The organism is Cedecea neteri, from assembly GCF_000758305.1.
Classification (GTDB): Bacteria; Pseudomonadota; Gammaproteobacteria; order Enterobacterales; family Enterobacteriaceae; genus Cedecea; species Cedecea neteri_C.
On sequence record NZ_CP009458.1, the window covers coordinates 18,233 to 37,956 of the forward strand.

At 54.6% G+C, this 19,724-nt stretch carries 29 protein-coding genes; 2 read left to right on the forward strand and 27 right to left on the reverse strand.

The genetic code is table 11. The features are described from left to right. Position 1 precedes the first annotated feature (1 nt). Entirely contained in the window at positions 2 to 442 is a 441-nt protein-coding gene (locus tag LH23_RS00075) for a tail fiber assembly protein (protein ID WP_039286690.1), read from the forward strand. Here LH23_RS00075 and LH23_RS00080 read toward each other — a convergent pair. The 21 genes from LH23_RS00080 to LH23_RS00180 form a co-directional block, all read right to left on the reverse strand. Then, a complete protein-coding gene (locus tag LH23_RS00080; protein ID WP_039286695.1) occupies positions 414 to 1,013 on the reverse strand; it encodes a tail fiber assembly protein in 600 nt (199 codons plus the stop codon). The two genes, LH23_RS00075 and LH23_RS00080, sit on opposite strands and share 29 nt — an antisense overlap. Continuing rightward, positions 1,013 to 1,834, reverse strand: a complete 822-nt coding sequence (locus tag LH23_RS00085) for a tail fiber protein (RefSeq protein ID WP_039286697.1) — start codon at positions 1,832 to 1,834, stop codon at positions 1,013 to 1,015. The genes LH23_RS00080 and LH23_RS00085 overlap by 1 nt, the downstream gene beginning before the upstream one ends. After that, positions 1,834 to 2,514, reverse strand: coding sequence for a DUF2612 domain-containing protein (locus LH23_RS00090; RefSeq protein WP_039286700.1), 681 nt, complete (start codon positions 2,512 to 2,514; stop codon positions 1,834 to 1,836). The genes LH23_RS00085 and LH23_RS00090 overlap by 1 nt, the downstream gene beginning before the upstream one ends. Next, the gene (locus LH23_RS00095) at positions 2,511 to 3,710 is read right to left on the reverse strand and encodes a baseplate J/gp47 family protein (protein ID WP_039286703.1); all 1,200 of its coding nucleotides are present in this window, start codon (positions 3,708 to 3,710) and stop codon (positions 2,511 to 2,513) included. Before LH23_RS00095 ends, LH23_RS00090 begins: the two co-directional genes overlap by 4 nt. Then, positions 3,711 to 4,061, reverse strand: a complete 351-nt coding sequence (locus LH23_RS00100; protein WP_039286706.1) for a hypothetical protein — start codon at positions 4,059 to 4,061, stop codon at positions 3,711 to 3,713. Next, the gene (locus LH23_RS00105; protein ID WP_039286709.1) at positions 4,058 to 4,741 is read right to left on the reverse strand and encodes a Gp138 family membrane-puncturing spike protein; all 684 of its coding nucleotides are present in this window, start codon (positions 4,739 to 4,741) and stop codon (positions 4,058 to 4,060) included. Before LH23_RS00105 ends, LH23_RS00100 begins: the two co-directional genes overlap by 4 nt. A 44-nt stretch (positions 4,742 to 4,785) precedes the next feature. Further along, positions 4,786 to 5,787 carry a hypothetical protein gene (locus LH23_RS00110; protein WP_039286712.1) on the reverse strand — a complete coding sequence of 334 codons (1,002 nt, stop codon included), beginning with the start codon at positions 5,785 to 5,787 and terminating at the stop codon, positions 4,786 to 4,788. A gap of 10 nt (positions 5,788 to 5,797) precedes the next feature. After that, a complete protein-coding gene (locus tag LH23_RS00115; protein ID WP_039286715.1) occupies positions 5,798 to 6,106 on the reverse strand; it encodes a phage baseplate plug family protein in 309 nt (102 codons plus the stop codon). Between the two features lie 9 nt (positions 6,107 to 6,115). After that, positions 6,116 to 6,694, reverse strand: a complete 579-nt coding sequence (locus tag LH23_RS00120) for a phage baseplate protein (protein ID WP_039286721.1) — start codon at positions 6,692 to 6,694, stop codon at positions 6,116 to 6,118. Then, a complete protein-coding gene (locus LH23_RS00125; RefSeq protein WP_039286724.1) occupies positions 6,694 to 8,025 on the reverse strand; it encodes a hypothetical protein in 1,332 nt (443 codons plus the stop codon). The genes LH23_RS00120 and LH23_RS00125 overlap by 1 nt, the downstream gene beginning before the upstream one ends. Before the next feature lie 61 nt (positions 8,026 to 8,086). Then, positions 8,087 to 8,275, reverse strand: coding sequence for a DUF6889 family protein (locus LH23_RS00130; RefSeq protein ID WP_052050079.1), 189 nt, complete (start codon positions 8,273 to 8,275; stop codon positions 8,087 to 8,089). Then, the gene (locus LH23_RS00135) at positions 8,275 to 8,688 is read right to left on the reverse strand and encodes a phage tail assembly chaperone (protein ID WP_039286727.1); all 414 of its coding nucleotides are present in this window, start codon (positions 8,686 to 8,688) and stop codon (positions 8,275 to 8,277) included. The genes LH23_RS00130 and LH23_RS00135 overlap by 1 nt, the downstream gene beginning before the upstream one ends. A 3-nt stretch (positions 8,689 to 8,691) precedes the next feature. Beyond that, positions 8,692 to 9,132, reverse strand: coding sequence for a phage structural protein (locus LH23_RS00140; RefSeq protein ID WP_039286728.1), 441 nt, complete (start codon positions 9,130 to 9,132; stop codon positions 8,692 to 8,694). Positions 9,133 to 9,142: 10 nt separating this feature from the next. After that, positions 9,143 to 10,282, reverse strand: coding sequence for a DUF3383 domain-containing protein (locus LH23_RS00145; RefSeq protein WP_039286729.1), 1,140 nt, complete (start codon positions 10,280 to 10,282; stop codon positions 9,143 to 9,145). 3 nt (positions 10,283 to 10,285) lie between these two features. After that, the gene (locus LH23_RS00150) at positions 10,286 to 10,825 is read right to left on the reverse strand and encodes a hypothetical protein (protein ID WP_039286732.1); all 540 of its coding nucleotides are present in this window, start codon (positions 10,823 to 10,825) and stop codon (positions 10,286 to 10,288) included. Positions 10,826 to 10,870: 45 nt separating this feature from the next. Beyond that, the gene (locus LH23_RS00155) at positions 10,871 to 11,749 is read right to left on the reverse strand and encodes an esterase/lipase family protein (RefSeq protein WP_039296242.1); all 879 of its coding nucleotides are present in this window, start codon (positions 11,747 to 11,749) and stop codon (positions 10,871 to 10,873) included. A gap of 50 nt (positions 11,750 to 11,799) precedes the next feature. Then, positions 11,800 to 12,252 (reverse strand): lysis protein, encoded by a 453-nt coding sequence (locus tag LH23_RS23765; RefSeq protein ID WP_039286737.1) that lies wholly within the window; start codon positions 12,250 to 12,252, stop codon positions 11,800 to 11,802. Then, positions 12,249 to 12,740 (reverse strand): lysozyme, encoded by a 492-nt coding sequence (locus tag LH23_RS00165; RefSeq protein ID WP_039286739.1) that lies wholly within the window; start codon positions 12,738 to 12,740, stop codon positions 12,249 to 12,251. The genes LH23_RS23765 and LH23_RS00165 overlap by 4 nt, the downstream gene beginning before the upstream one ends. Then, positions 12,740 to 13,039, reverse strand: a complete 300-nt coding sequence (locus LH23_RS00170) for a hypothetical protein (RefSeq protein WP_008459490.1) — start codon at positions 13,037 to 13,039, stop codon at positions 12,740 to 12,742. Before LH23_RS00170 ends, LH23_RS00165 begins: the two co-directional genes overlap by 1 nt. A 57-nt stretch (positions 13,040 to 13,096) precedes the next feature. Next, complete coding sequence (locus LH23_RS00175) at positions 13,097 to 13,432, reverse strand: antitermination protein N (protein ID WP_039286747.1); 336 nt, start codon at positions 13,430 to 13,432, stop codon at positions 13,097 to 13,099. Between the two features lie 364 nt (positions 13,433 to 13,796). Continuing rightward, a complete protein-coding gene (locus LH23_RS00180; protein WP_039286750.1) occupies positions 13,797 to 14,543 on the reverse strand; it encodes a LexA family transcriptional regulator in 747 nt (248 codons plus the stop codon). Positions 14,544 to 14,804: 261 nt separating this feature from the next. Here LH23_RS00180 and LH23_RS00185 point away from each other — a divergent pair, with 261 nt between their 5' ends. Next, complete coding sequence (locus LH23_RS00185; RefSeq protein ID WP_039286753.1) at positions 14,805 to 15,065, forward strand: YfhL family 4Fe-4S dicluster ferredoxin; 261 nt, start codon at positions 14,805 to 14,807, stop codon at positions 15,063 to 15,065. Here the strand turns inward: LH23_RS00185 and acpS are convergent. The 6 genes from acpS to lepB all read right to left on the reverse strand — a co-directional run bounded on the left by acpS (position 15,062) and on the right by lepB (position 19,724). After that, positions 15,062 to 15,442 (reverse strand): holo-ACP synthase, encoded by a 381-nt coding sequence (acpS, locus tag LH23_RS00190; protein ID WP_008459499.1) that lies wholly within the window; start codon positions 15,440 to 15,442, stop codon positions 15,062 to 15,064. The two genes, LH23_RS00185 and acpS, sit on opposite strands and share 4 nt — an antisense overlap. Next, on the reverse strand, positions 15,442 to 16,173 hold the full coding sequence (pdxJ, locus tag LH23_RS00195; RefSeq protein WP_039286756.1) for a pyridoxine 5'-phosphate synthase: 732 nt from the start codon (positions 16,171 to 16,173) through the stop codon (positions 15,442 to 15,444). The genes acpS and pdxJ overlap by 1 nt, the downstream gene beginning before the upstream one ends. A 74-nt stretch (positions 16,174 to 16,247) precedes the next feature. Then, on the reverse strand, positions 16,248 to 16,985 hold the full coding sequence (recO, locus tag LH23_RS00200; protein ID WP_039286760.1) for a DNA repair protein RecO: 738 nt from the start codon (positions 16,983 to 16,985) through the stop codon (positions 16,248 to 16,250). 6 nt (positions 16,986 to 16,991) lie between these two features. Next, a complete protein-coding gene (era, locus tag LH23_RS00205) occupies positions 16,992 to 17,900 on the reverse strand; it encodes a GTPase Era (RefSeq protein ID WP_039286765.1) in 909 nt (302 codons plus the stop codon). Next, positions 17,897 to 18,577, reverse strand: a complete 681-nt coding sequence (gene rnc, locus LH23_RS00210) for a ribonuclease III (RefSeq protein WP_008459505.1) — start codon at positions 18,575 to 18,577, stop codon at positions 17,897 to 17,899. The genes era and rnc overlap by 4 nt, the downstream gene beginning before the upstream one ends. A 172-nt stretch (positions 18,578 to 18,749) precedes the next feature. Continuing rightward, entirely contained in the window at positions 18,750 to 19,724 is a 975-nt protein-coding gene (lepB, locus tag LH23_RS00215) for a signal peptidase I (protein WP_039286770.1), read from the reverse strand.

The window sequence follows — 19,724 nt, forward strand, 5'->3', positions numbered from 1 at the left end:
AATGAAATATATATACAGTAAATCACAAAATGCATTTTATCCTTTCTCTCTCCGTGAATTATATGAATTAACGGGTACCTGGCCTTCCGATGGTGTAGAGGTCTCTATGGAGGTTTTCGAAACTTATACATCAACGCCTCCAGTTGGTAAGCACAGAGTCACTGGAGTTGATGGATTGCCTGCATGGGAGGATATCCCATTGCCGACCAAAGAGCAGGTAGTCAGCATGATGGAAAATGAGAAAAAATCCAAAATTAATTATGCCAATGATTTTATCAATAATAAGCAATGGCAAGGAAAAGCCGCTGTTGGACGTTTAAATAATGATGGGTTGTTGCAGTACAATATATGGTTAGACTACCTGGATGCACTGGAAGCCATTGATACTTCCAGCGCACCAGATATTGAATGGCCTACGCCGCCGGTTTATCCGGCCAGCTAACATCAGGGGCGGTGGAGGTGTCTGTCGCTTTCACCGCTTTGATATAGTCCATCCAGGCAATAAGTTTTTCTTTATCAGAATCGCTGATAATACCGAGGGCAAGCTCAGTTCGCCAATCGGCTGTGACATTGTTTGCATCACTGAGCAATGTTTGCCGTTTTAGTTCCGCATCAGAAATATCACCTGCTTTCTTCGCAACGACATCGGTTACCCATTTTTCGCCGTCCCATTTATCATACGGTGATGTAGGGGCTGTGAAGGTCATACACTCGGGACAATCCCCCAGTGTCGTCACTTGAACTTGTTGCATTGTCTCTGTGTTATAAACGGTTCGACCTCTATGGTCGGATATATATTCCCATGATGTAAGATCAGTAGTACGGCAAATAGCAAAGCCGCTTTTACTTTCTCCCGGCGCGTCAATGCACGAATTTGCAGGAATACCGACACCCGCGCAGAGGTATTCAATGGATGAAGAAAGGTATTCGCGGCTCCCACCATCATAGTTAAATACTGTGACATTACCGGCAACCGTTGCGATCAGCTTTTGATTCAATTCAACTTTCGACATTATGCGGCCCTCACTATGTAATTAAAGGCCACGTTGCGCGGCCGAATAGATCCTGCATAACGATATAGCGCCGTCGCCCTAATATCTGGATCAATTGCTAACCGTCCCCAGGCAACATTCCTGCTCATCGTTTCAATTGTTTCAGACTCCCAAAAATCATGAGAAATATCTTGATCGCAGTACCATGCATTACCTGTTCCGGCTCCATCGTTACCAAAAAGCTGCCCGTTAATTTTTGTTGCCTGTTGAGTGGACGACACGGCTCTACCAGTATCAATCCCTCTCCCATCATCCCAACCACGAATAAACTCCCCACGTAAATCAGGAAGCACAAGCGCTGGGTATACCTGTGCAAGCTTTGGATATTGAGCTGCTGAAAATGCCGCACCATTACATTTCAACCATCCTATAGGTGCTGCCGACAATGCCCACGGCACAGGCACACCCACTGGTAGAGCACTCCCATCCCCCAAACCAAGGTTTGAGAGAGCCGAAGAAATCGCGGCGGCACCATCGGCCTTAATATCCGCAAACGGATTCTGGCGGCTGAGATATTGCTTCCCGAAGCCGGTGGTTAACTTCGCGAGGAAAGCGGCGATATCACCGTCGTCCAGCACATCCTGCCCGCTTTTATCGCTGACGAACTGGGCCAGCGCGGCGGCAATAAATGACGTCTGGCGCAGCGCTTTGTTCACCTGAGCGCTGCTGGCTTTACCGCCGGCAAAGCCGCTTAACAGCGCGGGCAAATTTTCCCATTCATTTTGCGGCGTGACGTTGGCGTCAGGCCGGGTTGCAAAAGGTTTAAACTGATTTGTAGCCATTAGAGTTTCCTCTCCCATGCGCCGTCGTCAAAACCGGCGATATAGTGATTGTTGATATCAAAGCCAAAGAATTTGCCGCCCTGCGACGGCGCTTCCACTGACGGGGTCTGAATGTCTCCCGCCCAGACGCCCGCCGCTTTCACCGTCAGGTATCCCTGTTTGATGGCCGCGAGAAGCTCGAGGGACACGTCAGCAATGTCCGTTTCTGGCAGAACCCAGACAGAAATGGTCATGTCCTGGTTGTCGACGATTTGCATTCGCAGCCCTGCCCCTGCCGTGGCGGCGTCCAGAATCGCGGGCAGCGTGTCGTTCTGCCCGTCCCAGTTGTTCATCGCGATTTTTGCCTTGAGGATGATGCGGTAGGTTTCATCGCTCAGTGAGGTGTAGCCTGCATCGGGATCGTAAGGTCCCTGCCACACGCCCTGGTCGTAGCCCAGGGCATCGGTGTCCCAGCTAAAATAGACGCCGGAAATCGGCTGGCTAACGACGCGGCTTCGCCCAATCCACAACCCCAGCGCATCAAGCTGCACCCCAACCGCAGCGTCGATATCAAATGCGTTGATCAGGCTTTCGGTGGTCGTTGCGGTTTCAGTAAAAGGGCGGGTACTCAGATCAACATGGGCAAAAAACAGGGGCTTGCTGGCGTGGTAGCTGGTGATGCGCCCGGTATATTTACTCATGAGCTCACCGTGATATTGATGTTGTCCACGCTGCAGGAGGCGGCCTCGTTGTAACCGATATTGACGTTAGCCGCCGCGACCGCAGAGGTGGATTTGCCGATTAGCAAGTCGGTGATGTCGTAATACCGCGCTTTCCCGCCGCTGACCACGCCGAGGTTGGCCGGGGAGTAAATGCGGCTCAGCAGCACGCTATCGCCAATGCCCAGGCCGTTGATATAGTCGGCAATCGCCTGCTTCATCTGCTCGCCGATTTGCGACGTATAGCCGGTGAACACTTTCAGCACGATGTCGACGTAAATCGGTACATTGGCGGACCGTGAGAAAGCAATACTGTGGGGATTGCCGTAGAGATCGGGCACCACAATGGACGTTGCGCCAAAGGTTGCCACGCCCTGGCCTTTTTTGCCCCTGATCGTCTGGGCAATGTCCGTCACATCCCCGCCGTCCACAATCGCAGCGATGGAATGCGGAGGCAGGCCATTGGCGTTGACGGCGCCGGTATCATTTTCGTAGAGCTTGTGGCGGGTTACGCCTGCGATGTTGGCAATCGCCCCCTCGACCGCCTCAAACGGCGTGAGCGCAGGCAAAGCAACGCTCTGCGACTGCCGGATGCGTAATTCAGCATCGCTTTCCGCCGCCACGCCCGGCGTAGCAGCCTGAGGGTTTGTGACCGCAGCCCAGCCGCGCGTTGGGGTGCCCATAATGGTAATAGATCCCGCAGGTGCCGCCATTACGCCGCTGCTGGCACAGGTTGCGGTGGCGATGACTGAGCCATCAACGCCTATCGACACCACCTCAGGCAAAAACCACGTCACCCCGCTGCCATCTCTCACAGAACCACGGGTTATGGTCGTGCCAGGAATGCCAGTGAGCAGCAGATCAACCGTCGAGAAGGTCGCCGCCCGCCTGACAATGCCATTGATCTTAACGTTGCTCGATAACGCCCGTCCCATCGCCGTCGCAGGGGAAAAGCTGTTGTAGGCAGCAATCGCCGCGTTGTTGGCGTCGTGAATGGCCAGCGCCATCAGCGAGATGAGCTGTCCGTCTTTGCTGTCCGGCTCCAGATACGCATCGGTGCCGTAGATTTGCCTGAACGCATCCATCAAAGTCCCTAACAGGCTTTGATAATCAGGCGCGGTTATCCCCTGGGCCGTTACCGTTGCCGATAACCCCAGCGTTTCAGAATTGAGGGCCATTTATGCCTCGCTGTTTAAAGTGGTGGGACCGTAAACGGTGTCGATGGTGGCGTTAAAGGTGACGGTACGTTTTTCAGTACGCGCGGCGGTGACCTCCAGCACGGACTTAACGCCCATGGTCTGGCTGACGCGGTCAATCAGCATTAATACCCAGGTGTCGTCCTGCTGTTTGCCAAGCACGGACTGGCGGTAAGGCGTGCCGGTCCGGTTATCCAGAAACCACTCGCCCTGCCACAGCTTGAGCCGGGTGCTCACCGCCTGAGCCACGCATTCCGGCGAGTTTTCCAGGAAGGTGTTTTCTCCCTGGCCAAAGGTGTAATCCCCGTCGCTGCTTTCTCTGCGGTATTTCATACCGGACCTCCCGTGTTTGCACCGCCGGACTGCACGCCGCCGTGGCGGTGCTTCGTCAGGCTTATCCCACTGGCCGAGACATCCCCGCTCACGGTCACGCTGCCTTTGATATTGACCTCCCCGGTCAGGTCAATGCTGGCCGCTGTCGCGGTAAGTTTTCCCGGCGTAGCGAGCGTGATGCTGTGGCTGTTGGGATCCAGCTCAACAAAGGCTTTGCCGTCTTCGCTGCGTAGCTGAACCGCCGTGGGGCTGATGCCGCTGATTTTTTTCGCCTGTGACTGAGGGCCGGGCAGCACGAAAGCGTCAGACAACGAGTGCTGCCGGGCATCAACCGGCTCCTGAATGCCTCCGCTTTGCCACCAAAAATCGATGGCGCGATCGGCGAATATAACCAGGCATTCATCTCCCGCTTTAAGCGGAAACGTCAGCGAGCAGCCTCCGCCATGCGGGAAAATAACTGGCACATCCACCAGCAGCGGGTAGGCGACTGAAGCGACTGTTCCATCGCGGCCCATTTTTGCCCCACGGATAGCGGGGGCTACTTCACAGGTAACAGATTGCGGATCAAAAGACTGAATAATGCCGGGTAATGCGACCCGAAGATCGTTGCTTAATGCGGCCCGGCTGGCCGCAAGCGTATCGGCCAGCTCACCGCTGAGAGCCGAAGTCGTCAGAGCCATGATTCCTCCAGGGATAAAAAAACCCGCAAAGGCGGGTCTGGCTTTTATTTATTAGAGGCGGAATGTTTTTTCCACGCCTCTCCCACATCCTCAACGTACTGGCCTGCCGGGAAGCACATCATGGTCATATACCATTGATCCCCCCGGGTATCCCCGTTGTAGGTAATGCCATAAATATCGTACACGCCGTCCGGCGAGGGCCGGATATAGTCATCCTCAGCAGTCAACGCAGGCTTATAGAGCGTGTTTTGATCTAACTTCAGCTGGCCGTGGAGCAGGATTGTGGGGTTAATCAGGCATTTCAGGGTTACACCCGCATCCGTTGACGTTTGCGGCCGCCCAATCAGTCCACTCTGGCTATTAAGACTCACGGGCGGGTGCGCTTTTTCAGCTGCGTTGAAATAGTCCAGCCGGTCATTCGACAGCTTCCAGGTGGCCTTGCACAGCTTACCGATTTGATCGAGATAGCTGCTGACTTTGCCGTGGAAGGTATACCCTCTGGGAAACTTCGTTTCAGGAAAAGGCGGCAACCTGCCGGGCAGAACGCCAAAAGGTTTCAGCGCGCCAGCCGCAAACTGGTACATGTCATATACCGTGTAGCCTTTAGCAAGCGTGGCGCTAAGCACTGCGGACATCAGCGCCTCATGGCCATCAATGGCCTGAATTAAAATCCAGTCGTCAGGAGTATCCTCTCGCCCCGTCATCCAGATGCGAATGTCGCCGCTGAAGATCACCCCAAAGTTCATGCCGTCTCGCGGCCCCCACTCGACAGGTTCGACAACCCGAATTTTTCCCACTTCGCTGCTGCTTACCACCGGTTCTAATCCGTTGTAGCCCGCAATCAGCCGGATTTTGCTGTACTCCTTCTGGGCAATACGATTCACGTTGTCCGGCGCGAGATTATAGATTTTCACCTCGGCCGTTTTGGGTGAGCTGCCGGCATGCCAGTCGATTTTAAACGTCACCTTAAAACCAGAGAGCGCAATGCCACTACCGTCTTCCTTCAGAAGCTGGAGCTCAAAGTGGCGAGACCAGTTTTGACTCATCTCCTCCCCCTTAATCTGCCGTCACGAAGTAAAGATGGCTGCCGCGCCCGAGATCGGTTTTGCTCGGGTAATCCTGAGCCTCATTATCACAGCCGATCCATAGGCCTCCGCCAAACCCAAGCCAGGTATATGGCGCCAATAAATCAGCACCAGCCACCAGCGGGATCCCGCTCACGATGGGCTGGTTGTCCGCATCGAGAATATCCAGAACCCAGCCTGCAGCATCCCGGTAAAGCAGCCGCATGCGCAGGGTCTGCCCGGCAAGTTGGATCGTAAATACCTGGTTATCCGCGCTGAGGGGAATTTCTGCAATTGACATGGTCTCTCCTCATTTTTTTTCAGGCTGAAGCGGCGTAATTTTGCCCGCCCCCATGGGAGTGGTAACCACTTTTTCGCCCTTATCGCCGACCGAAGCTGTAGTTACCCCTTCATCCATCGCCGTTTTAGGCGCTGCCGGGCGCGCTTCCGTGGCCGTCATTAATACTTCAGCCAGCACCAGCTTGCAGCCAAGAATGTTTTCCGATTTGACGCCGGTCGTCACATTCAACGTTTTGATCAGCATATTGTCGTAGGAACGACGGCGGGTGATGACCCTAAAGGGCTCTGCTTTTGTCTGTAGATCAAGCAACTGCTGGTAAATTTGTGCCGGGCTGGGGCCCGCGCTTAGCCAGGAGCCGAGCGCGGTCGTATTGGCAAAGTCAACCAGTGAACCGCCTGCCTTAAAGAGGCAATCAATCGTTACCTCGCCGGGCTCGGCCCAGGCATGGTCGCTGATGTTTGGGCCAAACTCGACGGGATGAGAGGCGATTTTCAGCGTGTCCGAATGGAGTTCGCTAATCACCACATCCGGCACCAGAAAACCCGAGAAGCTCGTGCGCGGCTGAAAGTAAGCACCAAAAATATCCATTAGCTCATGCTCCTTTCGTACTGCTGCGCCAGTTGAGAATGAACGTTGAACAAACGCTCAGATGTCTCGGTCGCCGCCAGATGAGGTTCAGAGACGCCATTCACGACGATATGGGTATTGCTGTTAATCGTCGGGGAATGCGTAGTGCTGTTGTTCGCCGTGGAGAAATCGCCAGAGGTCGCCAGGCGTTCATTGCTGGCAACCCCGGCGGGAAGTAACATTGAGACAGGATCGGGTTGGCTGAGATTATCGATCGCCACAGGAAGCCGACGACGAGTGTCTTTCTTTTCCTGGCTGTTAAACCATTCTTTGAAAGCTGACGCCCCTGCAACGGCCTTTTCGTCGAGAAAATTGAACGTACCATTAACCATTTTATAAGCTGGAGATTGGGTCACGCTACTGACCACTAGCTCTTTGCCGATGGTCATTGCCTCAGACCACTTTCCTTCTTTAAGCGCATTTATCAGCTTGCCCACCTGCCTGAACATCTCTTCCAGCGCTTTAAATTCCCCCATCAACCCTTCAAAAATCGTGCTGATAGACCATTTACTGAAATCAATGCCCAGCAAATCACCGAGCGAGCTTCCAAGCGCCTTTATCGTATTTGAAACGCCGTCGATCATGGCGGAGGCCAACTCAAGAACGGGTTTCCACGCCCCCCAGTTAATCAGGCTTTCGCCTCCATCTCGCCACTTCATGTAATCGTCATAAAGCAGGCCGATTGACGTTGCCAGCGCCAGGACTAAACCAATGGGGGAAGCCATGAATGCCGTATTCAGTCCATACCAAATCGCAATCATGCCTGCCACTGTGGCAATCACGGTTTGTGTAGAACCATCAAGCATTTGCCACCATTCAATCAACTGGGTAACCCAACCGATTGTGCCGTTGATGGCGCTGCCAACAACGTTCGCTATGCCACCCAACACACTTAAGATGCTGTTAACGGTAGGTTCGATTTTAGGAAAACTGACCAGGATTGTATTTGTCAGCGTCTCAAAGGGCTGCGCCAGATTTTGTGCCAGGCCACTGCCCGCCTTCTCACGCAAAATATCAAACACGGTTTCCAGACGATAAAGCGAAACCTGATATCGTTCAGATTGTTTAGCCGCCGTGTCGGCATCAAAATTCAGGTTGCCTGCAATCTGGTGATATTCCTCAGCATAAAAAGGAACCAGTTCAGGCGTGGCCGCAGCCTGCCGCGTGGCATAGCCTTCGGCACGATAATCCTTGAGGTTAACGCCATCAAGTTTTGCTGAAATACTGTCGATCCGAAGATCTTTTGTTAACCCATCAAAGAACGTTCCCAGCGATTCAATGAAGGAGCCCATTTTTTCTGTGGCTCCGGGGAGTTTTTCGATTAATTTATTGAGGACATCAGCAGATAAAGGACTAGCGCTCATTTTCCTCTCTCCAGCGTGCGACACAGGCCTTATTCTCGGCCTGCATCTCAAGGTAATCATTCATCAGCGCAATGTCGTAGAGATCCACCGCGCCGCTTTTCAGATCCAGCCAACTGAGGCCGAAGACCTCCGCCGGGCGAAGAATGTAATCTTCCCCGCCCGAGAGCGTCTCCAGCATCAGGCCGCCGACGGAGCCGGGTTTTCGCTGCCGGGGAGTTCTTGCAAAAAATTTCCCAGCGAGTCGGCCACCACCCGGGCCACCAGCTGCAGCAGCGTCATCAGGTCTATATCGTCAAAGGACAATGCGCCCTGACTAAAGACCGGCACCCAGCCCTTCATGTGTTCACGCGTCACGACCGACAGGCAAGGGTACAAAATGGTGTTGCAGTCCTCATCGCTGAGATCGGCAAGGGTGCGGGCAATTTTTGGCAGCACGGTTTCGAGGGCGTTACCGCCCTCCTTACCCTGTAAGCTGCGAAAATCACCCACAACGCCCGCCAGAACCGGCAGTAGTTTGCGCGCAACGCTGAGCTGCTCAAAAACGCCGAGCTTGCCAATGCGGTAGTTCACCGCTTTCAGGGTAATTTCCATGGTTTAGAACTCCCCGAGCAGCTGATCGATTTTGCCGCAGTCAAACTTCCAGTCCATGGTGCCCGCCTCTTTGCCGTTGGCATTGGCCGGTAGCTGTGAAAATGCTACGTCACGAGCGGTGACCAGATCGCCGGAGGAAGTGTTGCGCACGACAATTGTGTTCTTACCCCACAGTGCCGAGGAGAGCGTTTGGGCGTTGTAGGCCAGCATCAGCTTTTTATTCACCGGGGAGGTTTTCATCAGCGTCACGGTGATGGAGCCGTTTTTGGCCGGAGAGAGGTTATGCATCACCTCACCGTCAATGCCGACGGTCATGGTGTTTTTTGTGGTCGCCATTTCCACTTTGATCCCGGTGTCGCCGTTCGCACTGCCCGCGCCCAAATCAATCACGCCGGTTGGCCCTACAAGAGAAGCCGTAACATCCATAAAAGAATAAGTACCCATTTAAATCTCCTTAACGAACAACATTGATTTCGACGTCGGCGAAGTGCACGGCACCCGCCAGTTTGCAGGCCACCTGAATCACCGGCGCTTTACGCGCTTCGCGGTCCGACTGCGCCTGAGTGGCAACGGCAGGGGCGTAGACGTAGTAGCCTTTGGTTAGCGTGTCGCCGGAGGCCAGTTGGCCAATATCGGCGCCATTCCAGACACCCGGTGCGACCAGACCATTGGTGACCGCCTGCGCCATAGAGTGCTCAACGTTGCTCAGCAGACGGGTCACACCGGCATCGGTTTGCGGGATTTTGGTGGTGCTGGTGTAAAGCAGATTGTAGAGGTTGGTCTGCACATAGTTTTGCAGCCAGTCCAGGCCGTGGCGCTCGTCGATGAAGCTGCCGTTGCTCATCACGCCTTCCTGAATAATGGCGGTGTCGTTGTTGTAATTCACAAAGACGTTGGCATTTTTCGCGGACAGGGCATTGATTTGCGTTTGGGTCAGCGTTTCTGCGGCAATACCCGGCTCCTGCTTGAATTTCAGAGTAATGGTGGTGTTATTGCCGTTGAAGTTAACGGTAAACGCGCGGCCAAACAGAGAGGCAGCCGCAAACGGCGTAGCGCTGGAGTACTGACCAAAAGTGCGAGCAAACTTAGCCGCTTTCAGTTTGCTGAAGATATCGGTGCTGTCGTTGGCATCCAGCACTTTCGCACTAGCAGAGGTGTGGCCAAAGATACGGGAGACACCGTCACCTTCAATGACCGCCGCCACAGCCAGCACGGCTTCATCGGTAATGGTGTCGTCTGCAATCACCAGACCATACCAGTCGGTCGAGTGTGCACTCAGCGCGGAGACGCATTCGGCGATGGTTTCGCCTGCTTTGCCCTCCCCGCCTTCTTTTACCCAGCGCCCGATATACAGGTCGGCGGGCTGCGGGGACTGCTGGTAGTAGAGGCTGGCGGCTTTGTATTCCGGCGCTTCCAGACCAAAGTCGGCGGCCACGCCGCTCAGGCTGGAATAAGCACGCATACGCTCTTTGGCGTCAATAACGTTGCTCGCGCCTACGACCAGCAGTGCACCATAGTTACGGGACTGCGCCGCACGCGGCGCCATATTCACTGTCACGCTGACAATGTTAGATACAGGTAAACCCTGTGACATAGCTTACTCTCCAATGATTTTTACTGCGGATGAAAGGATGGAACGAATACCGTAGCGCCGGGCAATACTGCGCTTGAGCGCCACGGTGAGGGTGTAGCGGCGTAGCCACTGGTTATTGATAAATTCAGGGTCCGGCGTGATGTCGCCGCACTGCATAAACGTCAGGCCCAGCCGGTTCAGCTCAGCATTGTTTTGCGGCACGTTCAGGCCGTCACGAAAAAGAGCGGCAACAGCCTGAGCGCCAGGACCATAAAAGCCACAGGTCACGTCAACAGACTCGGTGCTTTGAAGTACGCTTTGATCGCTGTCCTGCGAGTGGAAGAAAGGCGTTTCCGCCTGCTTCACGTTGGTAAAAAAGTCACACCAGGTAATGCCAGCTTCCGGCGTGGCGGGCGGCGGATCGCTCCACTTCGCCATCACCATTTCCGGCGGCAGGCCCGATACTCCGACTATCCAGCCGATGAGCTCGGCATCAAGTGCATCGTCGTAATGTGGCGATGCCCCCAGCGGCGTCAGAAAGCCCGGACGCGTGGTGTCATTCATTGATTTCTCCAAAGAAAAACCGCCCGAAGGCGGTTGAGGTCAGGCTTACAGTCCTTTAGCCTGCAGACGAGCAACGTGGTCGACGTACAGCTTGACCGGGTCGCTGTTGCTGGCCACCACGCCAGCAAGCTGGTTGATGGCATCGACGTGATCCATCGAATAGTCGGAGCCAATCACCTTGCCCAGGTGGCTGCTGTAGCGGCCGACCAGGCCATCGTTCTGGAAACGCTCGTTGGTAAACAGGATGGAAAACGCCAGCATCGCCACATGCAGCGGATCGAGGTTGTTCGCCCCCTGGTTCAGCGGGTTGTAGTCGATAATCCCGCTCCACGAGTAGTAGTAGACGCCGTTATCCAGCTCTTTGCCCTGGCCGCCCCATTGCGAAGGCAGCCCCTGCGGATACTTCTTGTTAAAGGCAGCCACGCCTTCGCTGGTCAACGCATCCAGAGCATCCACGCCGGATTGCGGCAGCCGGGGTGCCCCCGCCAAAGCAGAAAGCAGCTGGCCGAAAGCCGACAGGGCCGCATTGGCGATAGACTCTGGCAGGCGGCCTGGCTTCAGCGCCAGACGAACAAGGTCTGCCACTTCGGAGCCGTGGTTAACGCCGTTCACCGAAGTGACGGAGGCAATAAGTTCAGGATGGGTCGCCGCGGCATAACGACAGGCCAGCGGCCCCTGGCTGTGACCAATCAGGTTAACTTTTGCCGCACCGGTTTCGGCCCGAACTTTACGGATAAACTCCAGCAGCTGCTCGCCGCGCATTTCATTGCTGTTTAGCGCGGAAATCGTGGCGATGTAGACCTTCGCCCCAGCCTTCTCCAGCGCCTCTTTGATGCCGTAGAAGTAGGAATAGATCCCGCCAATTTTGTCGAAACCGAACAGACCGTGGACCAGAACAATCGGGTACTTCAGGGATGTAGACATAGGAATGACCTCTTTGACGTAGGAATAAAAAAGCCTCGAAAATTCGAGGCTCAGTTCAGGCACTGATTGCGGATGTACTCCTGCAGCCCCGCCAGCTGCTTGTTGCTCGTTTCTATTCGCTCCCGGAGACGGAAATAATCCCGTTGAGCGGCGTCAGTAAGTCCGGGGGTGGCAGCATCATCCAGCCTGGAGGCGGCGGTGGAGCCAGGCACGGCCTGGCAGGTAGCGTTGACGCGCAGCCGCTTAGTGCCAGCAGCCACATCACGCTGCAGATTTTCAATGGTGAACCGGGCATGGGCTAACTCCTCGCTATAATGGGCATCCAGTTCAGCTATTGCCTGCTGGCGCCGGACAAGGTTTTGCAGCTCATTTTTTTGCTGAGCCAGCTGCTGCAGGGCTGTCTCAGCCCTTTGTTTTTGCAAGGTATACCGTTGCTGAAACCACCAGCTGCTGGCGATAAGCAGCGCAAAAACCGTCAGCACAATCGTGGTTACCGGTTTCATTTCTCCGGCCCCGGCCAGGTACAAAGCTGGTATTCCACCTCTCGGCGGTTGATCAGCCCCTGCCATTGTTTCCCACCCGCCCAAATCCATTTTTTCAGGCCAGCGCAGGCCTGCTCGTAATCACCGGCATTTAACGTTCTTAGCACGGAGGAGCGCAGAAAAGCGGCTGTGCCGACGTTGTAGGTAAAGCTGATCAAAGCGGCTCGTTGGTACTCACTAACCGGGACGGTGACTGCCCTTGAGACAACCTGAGCCGCAGGGCGAAGATCCCGATCGAGCCAGCGCCTGCACTCAGACAAGGTGTATGTTTTATCGGGAATAATGTCTTTGCCGGTATGGCCGTAACAAACGGTCAGCACTCCGGCAACATCGTAATAAGGCGTGTAGCTCACGCCTTCCAGCTCGGGCAATAGCGAACCTGCAATTGTCAGAGCGCCCGCCCCTGACAATCCGAGTAATGTTTTTCTGAGTCCGGGAGAAAGAGCCATCAGTTACCTGCCTTTTTCAGTACCTCGCTGACTGCCCTGATAATCTCAATCTGCTCGGCTCGGTTTAGGGTTTGCAAGTCATCCACCAGCGTCTGGAGGATGCGGGTGCGTTTTTGATCTTCGAGATGCTGCCGGTGGGCATCCAGCCTGCCTCCCAGCCACGAAGCCAGTGAAATCAGTACGCTAAGCAGCCCGAATATCATGTAGACCATATCCTGTGTCGTGATACCCAGACCGGCGGCAAGCGCCGCCAGCCACGCAAAAGACTGCGTGACCAGATTTGCGGGTTGGTCGTTCATGGAAGAACCTTCGGTTGAGGTGTCGAACTGCCGTTGGGGTAAAGAAGCGGCGTGGTGCTAAATCAGCGGAAGAGATTTTCCGCGTCGGGTTTGTTTGCCGGTCGCTTCCGGTAAGCCGGATTCGTTGCGAGGCGCGGCCTGATAAACGCTTTTTTGCCTGGCGTCTAACTTCTGGCGCAGTCGCTGATGATGTTCTGCCTGCTGGATGATTTGCAGGCCATAGATGTTAATGACCTCCAGCGCCCTGTCAGGACGATGCCCGGGTTTACGGGCTAGCGAGAGAATAAGCCGTGCGTCAGGTTTTGCTCTTACCCCGACTAACAGCGGGTTGGCAGCTTTCCAGATGGCCTGCTTAGCTTCCCGGCGCTGGCGGCGACGTGTCTGTGCGTCCATACAACCTCCTGTCAATCAACTTTGGTGATATCTCTCTGATATCCCAAAGCTTCTTGCTTTGGTGTATGTGCCCTTTTTCAGGGCCTGATGTTAAGGAGCGTTCACTTGCCTTGTGAGTCGGTGCGTCCTGCCGATGAATTGATATTGAACCAATAGTACAATTACGTCAAGAACCAAAAGTACGAATCATTTAAAAAAAGATTGTATTGATAATTAACTATTGATTAATAACATTATTTTTAGATGGGTTAGCATTCGAGTTGCAGCAAGGCGGCAAGGGAGCCAGCCTCAGGAGCTTACCAAGGTAAGTGACTGGGGCTGGAGAGTGTAGTCAACACGGCTGCAGCTTGAAGGATGAGCTATCTCAGGCGTGGCGGCGAATGGAATGGCTATACATCACCCGACCAATGATTTTGAGGTGCTGTTCGTTCTCTTCGCTAATGCGCCAGTCGGCATATTTGGGGTTGTCCGAGCGCACCAGCAGGCAGTCGTGGGTCATCTGCAGGCGCTTCACCAGCAGTTGTCCCTTATAGAGGAACACGTAGATGCCGTCCCCGTCGAAATAATCTTTGCCGATGTCGACGAAGATATAGTCGCCCAGCTCAATGGTGCCGGACATACTGTCGCCGGTGACGGTAATGACTTTGATCGTTGAAGCCGGGCGGTGGCCGAACAACTCCAGTGCTTCCTGACTGTCGTAAACGATGTGGTTAATGGTTTCGGTCACCTCGCTGGAGACCAGCCGCCCAGGCCCTGCGCTAGCCTCAATGTCCAGCACATCGATACGGAAACCCTGCTCTTCGCGCGGCTGGAAAGGATAAATGGCCGCCTCTTCATGGCTGCCCTGGCTTTCGCGACCTTCGCTTTGGTAGCCCGTTTCGCTGCCGTGCTGAAGCCAGAGCGCATCGGCCCGAAGAAACGTTGCCAGCTCGTACATTTTATCCTGTCGGGGGATGGCTTCGGCGTTCAGCCACTTACTGACGGCCTTGGAGGAAACGCCCAGCGCGCGCGCTATCGCCATACCGCGCCCGAACTCATCGAGGTTTGCTTCGCTGCAGGCCTGCGCCAGCCTGCGGGAAAAAGCTTCGCGCAGTTGTTCTCTCTGTACCATAAGTACGATCCCATCGTGTTTATCGTGACCAATAGTTCAATGATAACACGTACTGAAAGTACACAAAGCACAAAACTTAAAGGCGCAGTATCATTGGGGATGATCTGCTTTTGTGGTAAAGTGCGCGCCATCGAAACGTCCCTGCCTTAGCCATTATCTTTAATCAGATTTAATACTGGTTAAATATACAGGTTTTTGCAATGTTTCGGGCGAGAAATGTGAATATATCTTTTAGTCCGGTGGGGCTGGTAACAGGTTGAAATGGCGTTATTAATTACGAAGAAGTGCATCAACTGCGATATGTGCGAGCCGGAGTGCCCGAATCAGGCCATCTCCATGGGAGACGCTATCTACCAGATCGATACCGACCGCTGCACGGAATGCGTTGGCCATTACGAAACCCCGACCTGCCAGAAAGTTTGCCCGATTCCCAACACGATAATTCACGACCCGGCGCACATTGAGAGTGAAGAGCAGCTGTGGGATAAGTTCGTGCTGCTCCACCATGCGGATAAACTTTAGCTTTCGATGATCACCGTCGCGCAGGCGTAATGGCGCTCATCTGCCAGGGTAACGTGAACTGAGCGGACGCCCATTTTTTCAGCCAGCCGCTCCGCCTCTTCCCAAAACCGCAGTTGAGGTTTGCCCAGCGCGTCGTTAAACACTTCAAACTGGTTGAACGCCAGCCCGTTGCGAATTCCGGTGCCAAAAGCTTTCGCTGCTGCTTCTTTCACTGCAAAACGCTTCGCCAGAAAACGCACCGGCTGCTGATGGGCCTGGTACAGCACCCATTCGTTTTGGCTCAATACGCGCTTAGCCAGCCGGTCACCGGAACGGGAAATTACGCTCTCAATACGCGCAATTTCCACAATGTCCGTGCCGAGGCCGAGAATGGCCATTAGCGACGCGCTTCCTGCATCAGGCGTTTCATTTCAGCCACGGCCTCTTTAAGACCGCTCATTACCGCACGCCCGATAATCGCGTGGCCGATGTTCAGCTCGTGCATTTCCGGGATCCGCGCGATGGCCTGAACGTTGTGATACGTCAGACCGTGGCCAGCATTCACCTTCAGCCCTTTAGCAGCAGCATAGCTCGCGGCTTCAGCAATACGTGCCAGCTCTTTGGCCTGGGTCGCTTCGTTTTCAGCGTCCGCATAGCAACCGGTGTGAATTTCAATGTAAGGCGCCCCCACGGCCACCGCCGCGTCAATCTGCGCATGGTCGGCATCAATAAACAGAGAAACCAGAATACCGGCATCGGCAAGGCGCTGGCAGGCATCACGCATTTTATCCAGCTGACCGGCAACATCCAGACCACCTTCGGTGGTCACTTCCTGGCGTTTTTCCGGCACCAGGCAGCAGAAATGCGGTTTCGTCTGGCAGGCAATACCGATCATCTCTTCGGTGACGGCCATTTCCAGATTCATGCGGGTATCGAGGGTTTCACGCAGAACGCGAACGTCACGGTCGGTGATATGGCGGCGATCTTCACGCAGGTGCACGGTAATGCCATCGGCACCCGCCTGCTCCGCGATAAACGCGGCCTGAACCGGATCCGGGTATGCCGTGCCGCGTGCGTTACGCAGGGTAGCGATGTGATCGATGTTGACGCCTAACAGTAATTCAGCCATGACAATCCTCAGAGTTCGCAGACAGATGCCGGGCAGTGTACACCTGCCGGGGAAAGCCTGGCTACGGTCTGTGATTACTGTGAGCTATCTGAAGGCTCAGGTGGTGTTTTTTTAGGCACAAACTGGCGGAACAGCTCGCGGCTTTTGAGGGGCTTCCCCTGGAGATACGGCTTGAGGGCCATACGCGTGAAACGCTTGGCGGCACGGAGCGTGTCGGCATCGGGAAATTCGCGCTCGGCCAGCGCTCTGAGCTGGCGGCCAGTAAAGCTGCTGTGGCCAATCACCACGCTGGCAATAAAACCTTTCTCTTCGCGATAGGTGTAAGTCATGGTGTCATCGACGCCCGCCCCGCTGCCGGCGCAGTGCAGGAAATCCACGCCATAGCCAAGGTGCCCTAACAGCGCCAGCTCAAAACGGCGCAGCGCAGGCTCCGGTGTACCCGTAGCGCCGGCTAAGGCCTGAATGCAGTGGAGATAATCGAAGAACAGTTCGGAGAAGCGAGTTTCCTGCTCGAGGACGCGAGCCACTAGTTCATTGACGTACAGGCCGCTGTAGAGTGCGATACCGCTTAAAGGAAGGGCCAGCGAAACCGCTTCGGCGCTGCGCAGCGTTTTGACTTCGCCACGGCCGCCCCAGCGAACCAGCAGAGGGGTAAAAGGCTGCAAAGCGCCTTTCAGATTTGAGCGTTTAGAGCGCGCGCCTTTGGCAATCAGGCGTACGCGCCCGGACTCTTCGGAAAACAGGTCGAGCAGAAGGCTGGTTTCGCTCCAGGGGCGACTATGCAGGACAAAAGCCCGTTGCCAGCCTTCCATATAGTTTTAGCTCAGGTCGTCGGTATAACCGAGACTGCGCAGTGCACGCTCGTCATCGGCCCAGCCGGATTTCACCTTCACCCAAAGTTCGAGGTGAACTTTGGCTTCGAACATCTCTTCCATGTCTTTACGGGCTTCAATACCGATAGTTTTTATTTTGGCCCCTTTGTTGCCAATCACCATCTTCTTCTGCCCTTCGCGCTCAACGAGGATCAGCCCGTTGATGTCGTAGCCGCCGCGCTCGTTAGTCACGAACTGCTCGATTTCCACGGTCACGGAATACGGCAGCTCGGCCCCCAGGAAGCGCATCAGCTTTTCACGAATGATCTCAGACGCCATAAAGCGCTGGGAGCGATCGGTGATGTACTCTTCCGGGAAGTGGTGGGTAGCTTCCGGCAGGTGCTTACGAACGATTTCCGCGATGGTATCAACGTTCATCCCGGTTTCCGCCGAAATCGGCACGATATCGAGGAAGTTCATCTGGCTACCGAGGAACTGCAGGTGAGGCAGCAGAACGGTTTTATCCTGAACGTTGTCAACTTTGTTGACGGCCAGGATTACCGGCGCACGGCTATCGCGCAGCTTGTTCAGCACCATTTCGTCATCCGGCGTCCAGCGGGTGCCTTCCACTACGAAGATAACCAGCTCCACGTCACCGATCGAGCTGCTCGCTGCACGGTTCATCAGGCGGTTAATGGCGCGTTTTTCTTCCATGTGCAGCCCTGGGGTATCGACGTAAATCGCCTGATACGGCCCTTCGGTATGGATGCCCATGATGCGGTGACGCGTGGTTTGCGCCTTACGCGAGGTAATCGAAACTTTTTGCCCAAGCAGCTGATTCAGCAGCGTGGATTTGCCGACGTTCGGGCGGCCTACAATGGCCGCAAAGCCGCAATATGTTTTTTCTTCGCTCATTCCAGCTCCAGCTTTTTCAGCGCCTGCTCAGCCGCAGCCTGTTCCGCTTTACGGCGGCTTGAACCTGTTCCTACGACAGGCTCAGGCAGGCCACTCACCTGACAGTGAATGGTAAATTCTTGATCGTGCGCTTCACCACGCACCTGCACCACCAGATACGACGGTAGCGGCAGATGGCGACCCTGCAGGTATTCCTGCAGACGCGTTTTCGGATCTTTTTGCTTGTCGCCTGGGCTGATTTCGTCGAGACGGGTCTGATACCAGGAGAGAATCAGACGCTCAACGTTCTGAATATCGCTGTCGAGGAAGACGCCACCGATCAGCGCTTCCACGGTATCGGCAAGAATCGACTCCCGACGGAAGCCGCCACTTTTCAGTTCACCCGGCCCAAGACGCAGGCACTCACCCAGTTCGAACTCGCGGGCGATTTCTGCCAGCGTATTGCCGCGCACCAGCGTCGCGCGCATGCGGCTCATGTCGCCTTCATCTACGCGAGGAAAACGGTGATACAGCGCATTCGCGATGACATAGCTGAGAATGGAGTCACCCAAAAACTCAAGACGCTCGTTGTGTTTGCTGCTGGCACTCCGATGGGTTAATGCCTGTTGCAACAGATCCTGATGTTGAAAAGTGTAGCCCAGCTTCCGCTGCAGCCTATTTATTACGATGGGATTCATGCGATACCAAAATTAATGAATGCGTCAACTATTCAGCACACGGAACAGACCTGAAAAAAGGAAACCAACGCTGTTTCGTGTGCCGTGGCTCCCTTTCGGGAGCCAATCTTTAAAGGCGGGAATATTCTATACACAACGACAGGGGATGTCGTTAGTTTGTGGGATTAATTGTTTAATGAATGCCGCCAATCCGGCTTAAACGAACACCCGTTGGCCATTCACCTTCTTGTTTCTCGAAACTCATCCAAATTGCTGTCGCTTTACCGACCAGATTTTGCTCCGGCACAAATCCCCAATAGCGGCTGTCTGCGCTATTGTCGCGGTTATCACCCATCATGAAATAGTGACCCGGCGGAACAATCCATGTCGCCAGCGGCAAGCCGGACTGCTGGTAGTACATTCCCACCTGATCCTGAGCGATAGGCACCGTCAGAATGTTATGGGTGACGCTACCCAGCGTTTCTTTACGCTCGCTCAAGCGAACTCCGTCTTCACGGGTCTGATCTTTAGGCAACTGGAAGAAGCCGGAGGTGGCTTCACTGCCGTTGCGGCGGGCAAACGTCTGCACAAAATCGCTGGCTTCCACGTTGGAATACGTGATTGGCAGCGCATTGTCGCAGGCCTGGCCGGAACTGCAATTAGGCTGCACGGTAACTTCTTTTGACTGCGGGTCATAGCTTACCCGGTCGCCCGGCAGCCCAACAACGCGCTTAATATAATCCAGGCGCGGATCTTCAGGGTATTTAAATACCGCGATATCACCGCGTTTAGGGTGCCCGGTTTCAATTAAGGTTTTCTGATAAATCGGATCTTTAATCCCGTAGGCAAACTTCTCTACCAGAATAAAATCACCGATTAACAGCGTTGGCATCATCGAACCGGATGGGATCTGGAAAGGCTCATAAATAAATGAGCGCACCACCAGCACAATCGCCAGCACCGGGAACACCGACGCGCCGGTTTCCAGCCAGCCCGGTTTAGGGCCGACTTTTTTCAGCGTCTTTTTGTCCAGTGCATCACCGGTGGCAGCCTGTGCTGCCGCCTGTTTTTCACGACGTTTTGGTGCAAAGATAAATTTGTCCAGACACCACAAAATGCCCGTCACCAGCGTGGCTACCACGAGGATCAAAGCAAACATATTCGCCAT

Excerpts from the sequence above, each read along its gene's own strand:
- LH23_RS00075 (WP_039286690.1), top strand. The coding sequence starts at position 2 with ATGAAATATATATACAGTAAATCACAAAATGCATTTTATCCTTTCTCT.
- LH23_RS00080 (WP_039286695.1), bottom strand. The coding sequence starts at position 1,013 with ATGTCGAAAGTTGAATTGAATCAAAAGCTGATCGCAACGGTTGCCGGT.
- LH23_RS00085 (WP_039286697.1), bottom strand. The coding sequence starts at position 1,834 with ATGGCTACAAATCAGTTTAAACCTTTTGCAACCCGGCCTGACGCCAAC.
- LH23_RS00090 (WP_039286700.1), bottom strand. The coding sequence starts at position 2,514 with ATGAGTAAATATACCGGGCGCATCACCAGCTACCACGCCAGCAAGCCC.
- LH23_RS00095 (WP_039286703.1), bottom strand. The coding sequence starts at position 3,710 with ATGGCCCTCAATTCTGAAACGCTGGGGTTATCGGCAACGGTAACGGCC.
- LH23_RS00100 (WP_039286706.1), bottom strand. The coding sequence starts at position 4,061 with ATGAAATACCGCAGAGAAAGCAGCGACGGGGATTACACCTTTGGCCAG.
- LH23_RS00105 (WP_039286709.1), bottom strand. The coding sequence starts at position 4,741 with ATGGCTCTGACGACTTCGGCTCTCAGCGGTGAGCTGGCCGATACGCTT.
- LH23_RS00110 (WP_039286712.1), bottom strand. The coding sequence starts at position 5,787 with ATGAGTCAAAACTGGTCTCGCCACTTTGAGCTCCAGCTTCTGAAGGAA.
- LH23_RS00115 (WP_039286715.1), bottom strand. The coding sequence starts at position 6,106 with ATGTCAATTGCAGAAATTCCCCTCAGCGCGGATAACCAGGTATTTACG.
- LH23_RS00120 (WP_039286721.1), bottom strand. The coding sequence starts at position 6,694 with ATGGATATTTTTGGTGCTTACTTTCAGCCGCGCACGAGCTTCTCGGGT.
- LH23_RS00125 (WP_039286724.1), bottom strand. The coding sequence starts at position 8,025 with ATGGGCTCCTTCATTGAATCGCTGGGAACGTTCTTTGATGGGTTAACA.
- LH23_RS00130 (WP_052050079.1), bottom strand. The coding sequence starts at position 8,275 with ATGCTGGAGACGCTCTCGGGCGGGGAAGATTACATTCTTCGCCCGGCG.
- LH23_RS00135 (WP_039286727.1), bottom strand. The coding sequence starts at position 8,688 with ATGGAAATTACCCTGAAAGCGGTGAACTACCGCATTGGCAAGCTCGGC.
- LH23_RS00140 (WP_039286728.1), bottom strand. The coding sequence starts at position 9,132 with ATGGGTACTTATTCTTTTATGGATGTTACGGCTTCTCTTGTAGGGCCA.
- LH23_RS00145 (WP_039286729.1), bottom strand. The coding sequence starts at position 10,282 with ATGTCACAGGGTTTACCTGTATCTAACATTGTCAGCGTGACAGTGAAT.
- LH23_RS00150 (WP_039286732.1), bottom strand. The coding sequence starts at position 10,825 with ATGAATGACACCACGCGTCCGGGCTTTCTGACGCCGCTGGGGGCATCG.
- LH23_RS00155 (WP_039296242.1), bottom strand. The coding sequence starts at position 11,749 with ATGTCTACATCCCTGAAGTACCCGATTGTTCTGGTCCACGGTCTGTTC.
- LH23_RS23765 (WP_039286737.1), bottom strand. The coding sequence starts at position 12,252 with ATGAAACCGGTAACCACGATTGTGCTGACGGTTTTTGCGCTGCTTATC.
- LH23_RS00165 (WP_039286739.1), bottom strand. The coding sequence starts at position 12,740 with ATGGCTCTTTCTCCCGGACTCAGAAAAACATTACTCGGATTGTCAGGG.
- LH23_RS00170 (WP_008459490.1), bottom strand. The coding sequence starts at position 13,039 with ATGAACGACCAACCCGCAAATCTGGTCACGCAGTCTTTTGCGTGGCTG.
- LH23_RS00175 (WP_039286747.1), bottom strand. The coding sequence starts at position 13,432 with ATGGACGCACAGACACGTCGCCGCCAGCGCCGGGAAGCTAAGCAGGCC.
- LH23_RS00180 (WP_039286750.1), bottom strand. The coding sequence starts at position 14,543 with ATGGTACAGAGAGAACAACTGCGCGAAGCTTTTTCCCGCAGGCTGGCG.
- LH23_RS00185 (WP_039286753.1), top strand. The coding sequence starts at position 14,805 with ATGGCGTTATTAATTACGAAGAAGTGCATCAACTGCGATATGTGCGAG.
- acpS (WP_008459499.1), bottom strand. The coding sequence starts at position 15,442 with ATGGCCATTCTCGGCCTCGGCACGGACATTGTGGAAATTGCGCGTATT.
- pdxJ (WP_039286756.1), bottom strand. The coding sequence starts at position 16,173 with ATGGCTGAATTACTGTTAGGCGTCAACATCGATCACATCGCTACCCTG.
- recO (WP_039286760.1), bottom strand. The coding sequence starts at position 16,985 with ATGGAAGGCTGGCAACGGGCTTTTGTCCTGCATAGTCGCCCCTGGAGC.
- era (WP_039286765.1), bottom strand. The coding sequence starts at position 17,900 with ATGAGCGAAGAAAAAACATATTGCGGCTTTGCGGCCATTGTAGGCCGC.
- rnc (WP_008459505.1), bottom strand. The coding sequence starts at position 18,577 with ATGAATCCCATCGTAATAAATAGGCTGCAGCGGAAGCTGGGCTACACT.
- lepB (WP_039286770.1), bottom strand. The coding sequence starts at position 19,724 with ATGGCGAATATGTTTGCTTTGATCCTCGTGGTAGCCACGCTGGTGACG.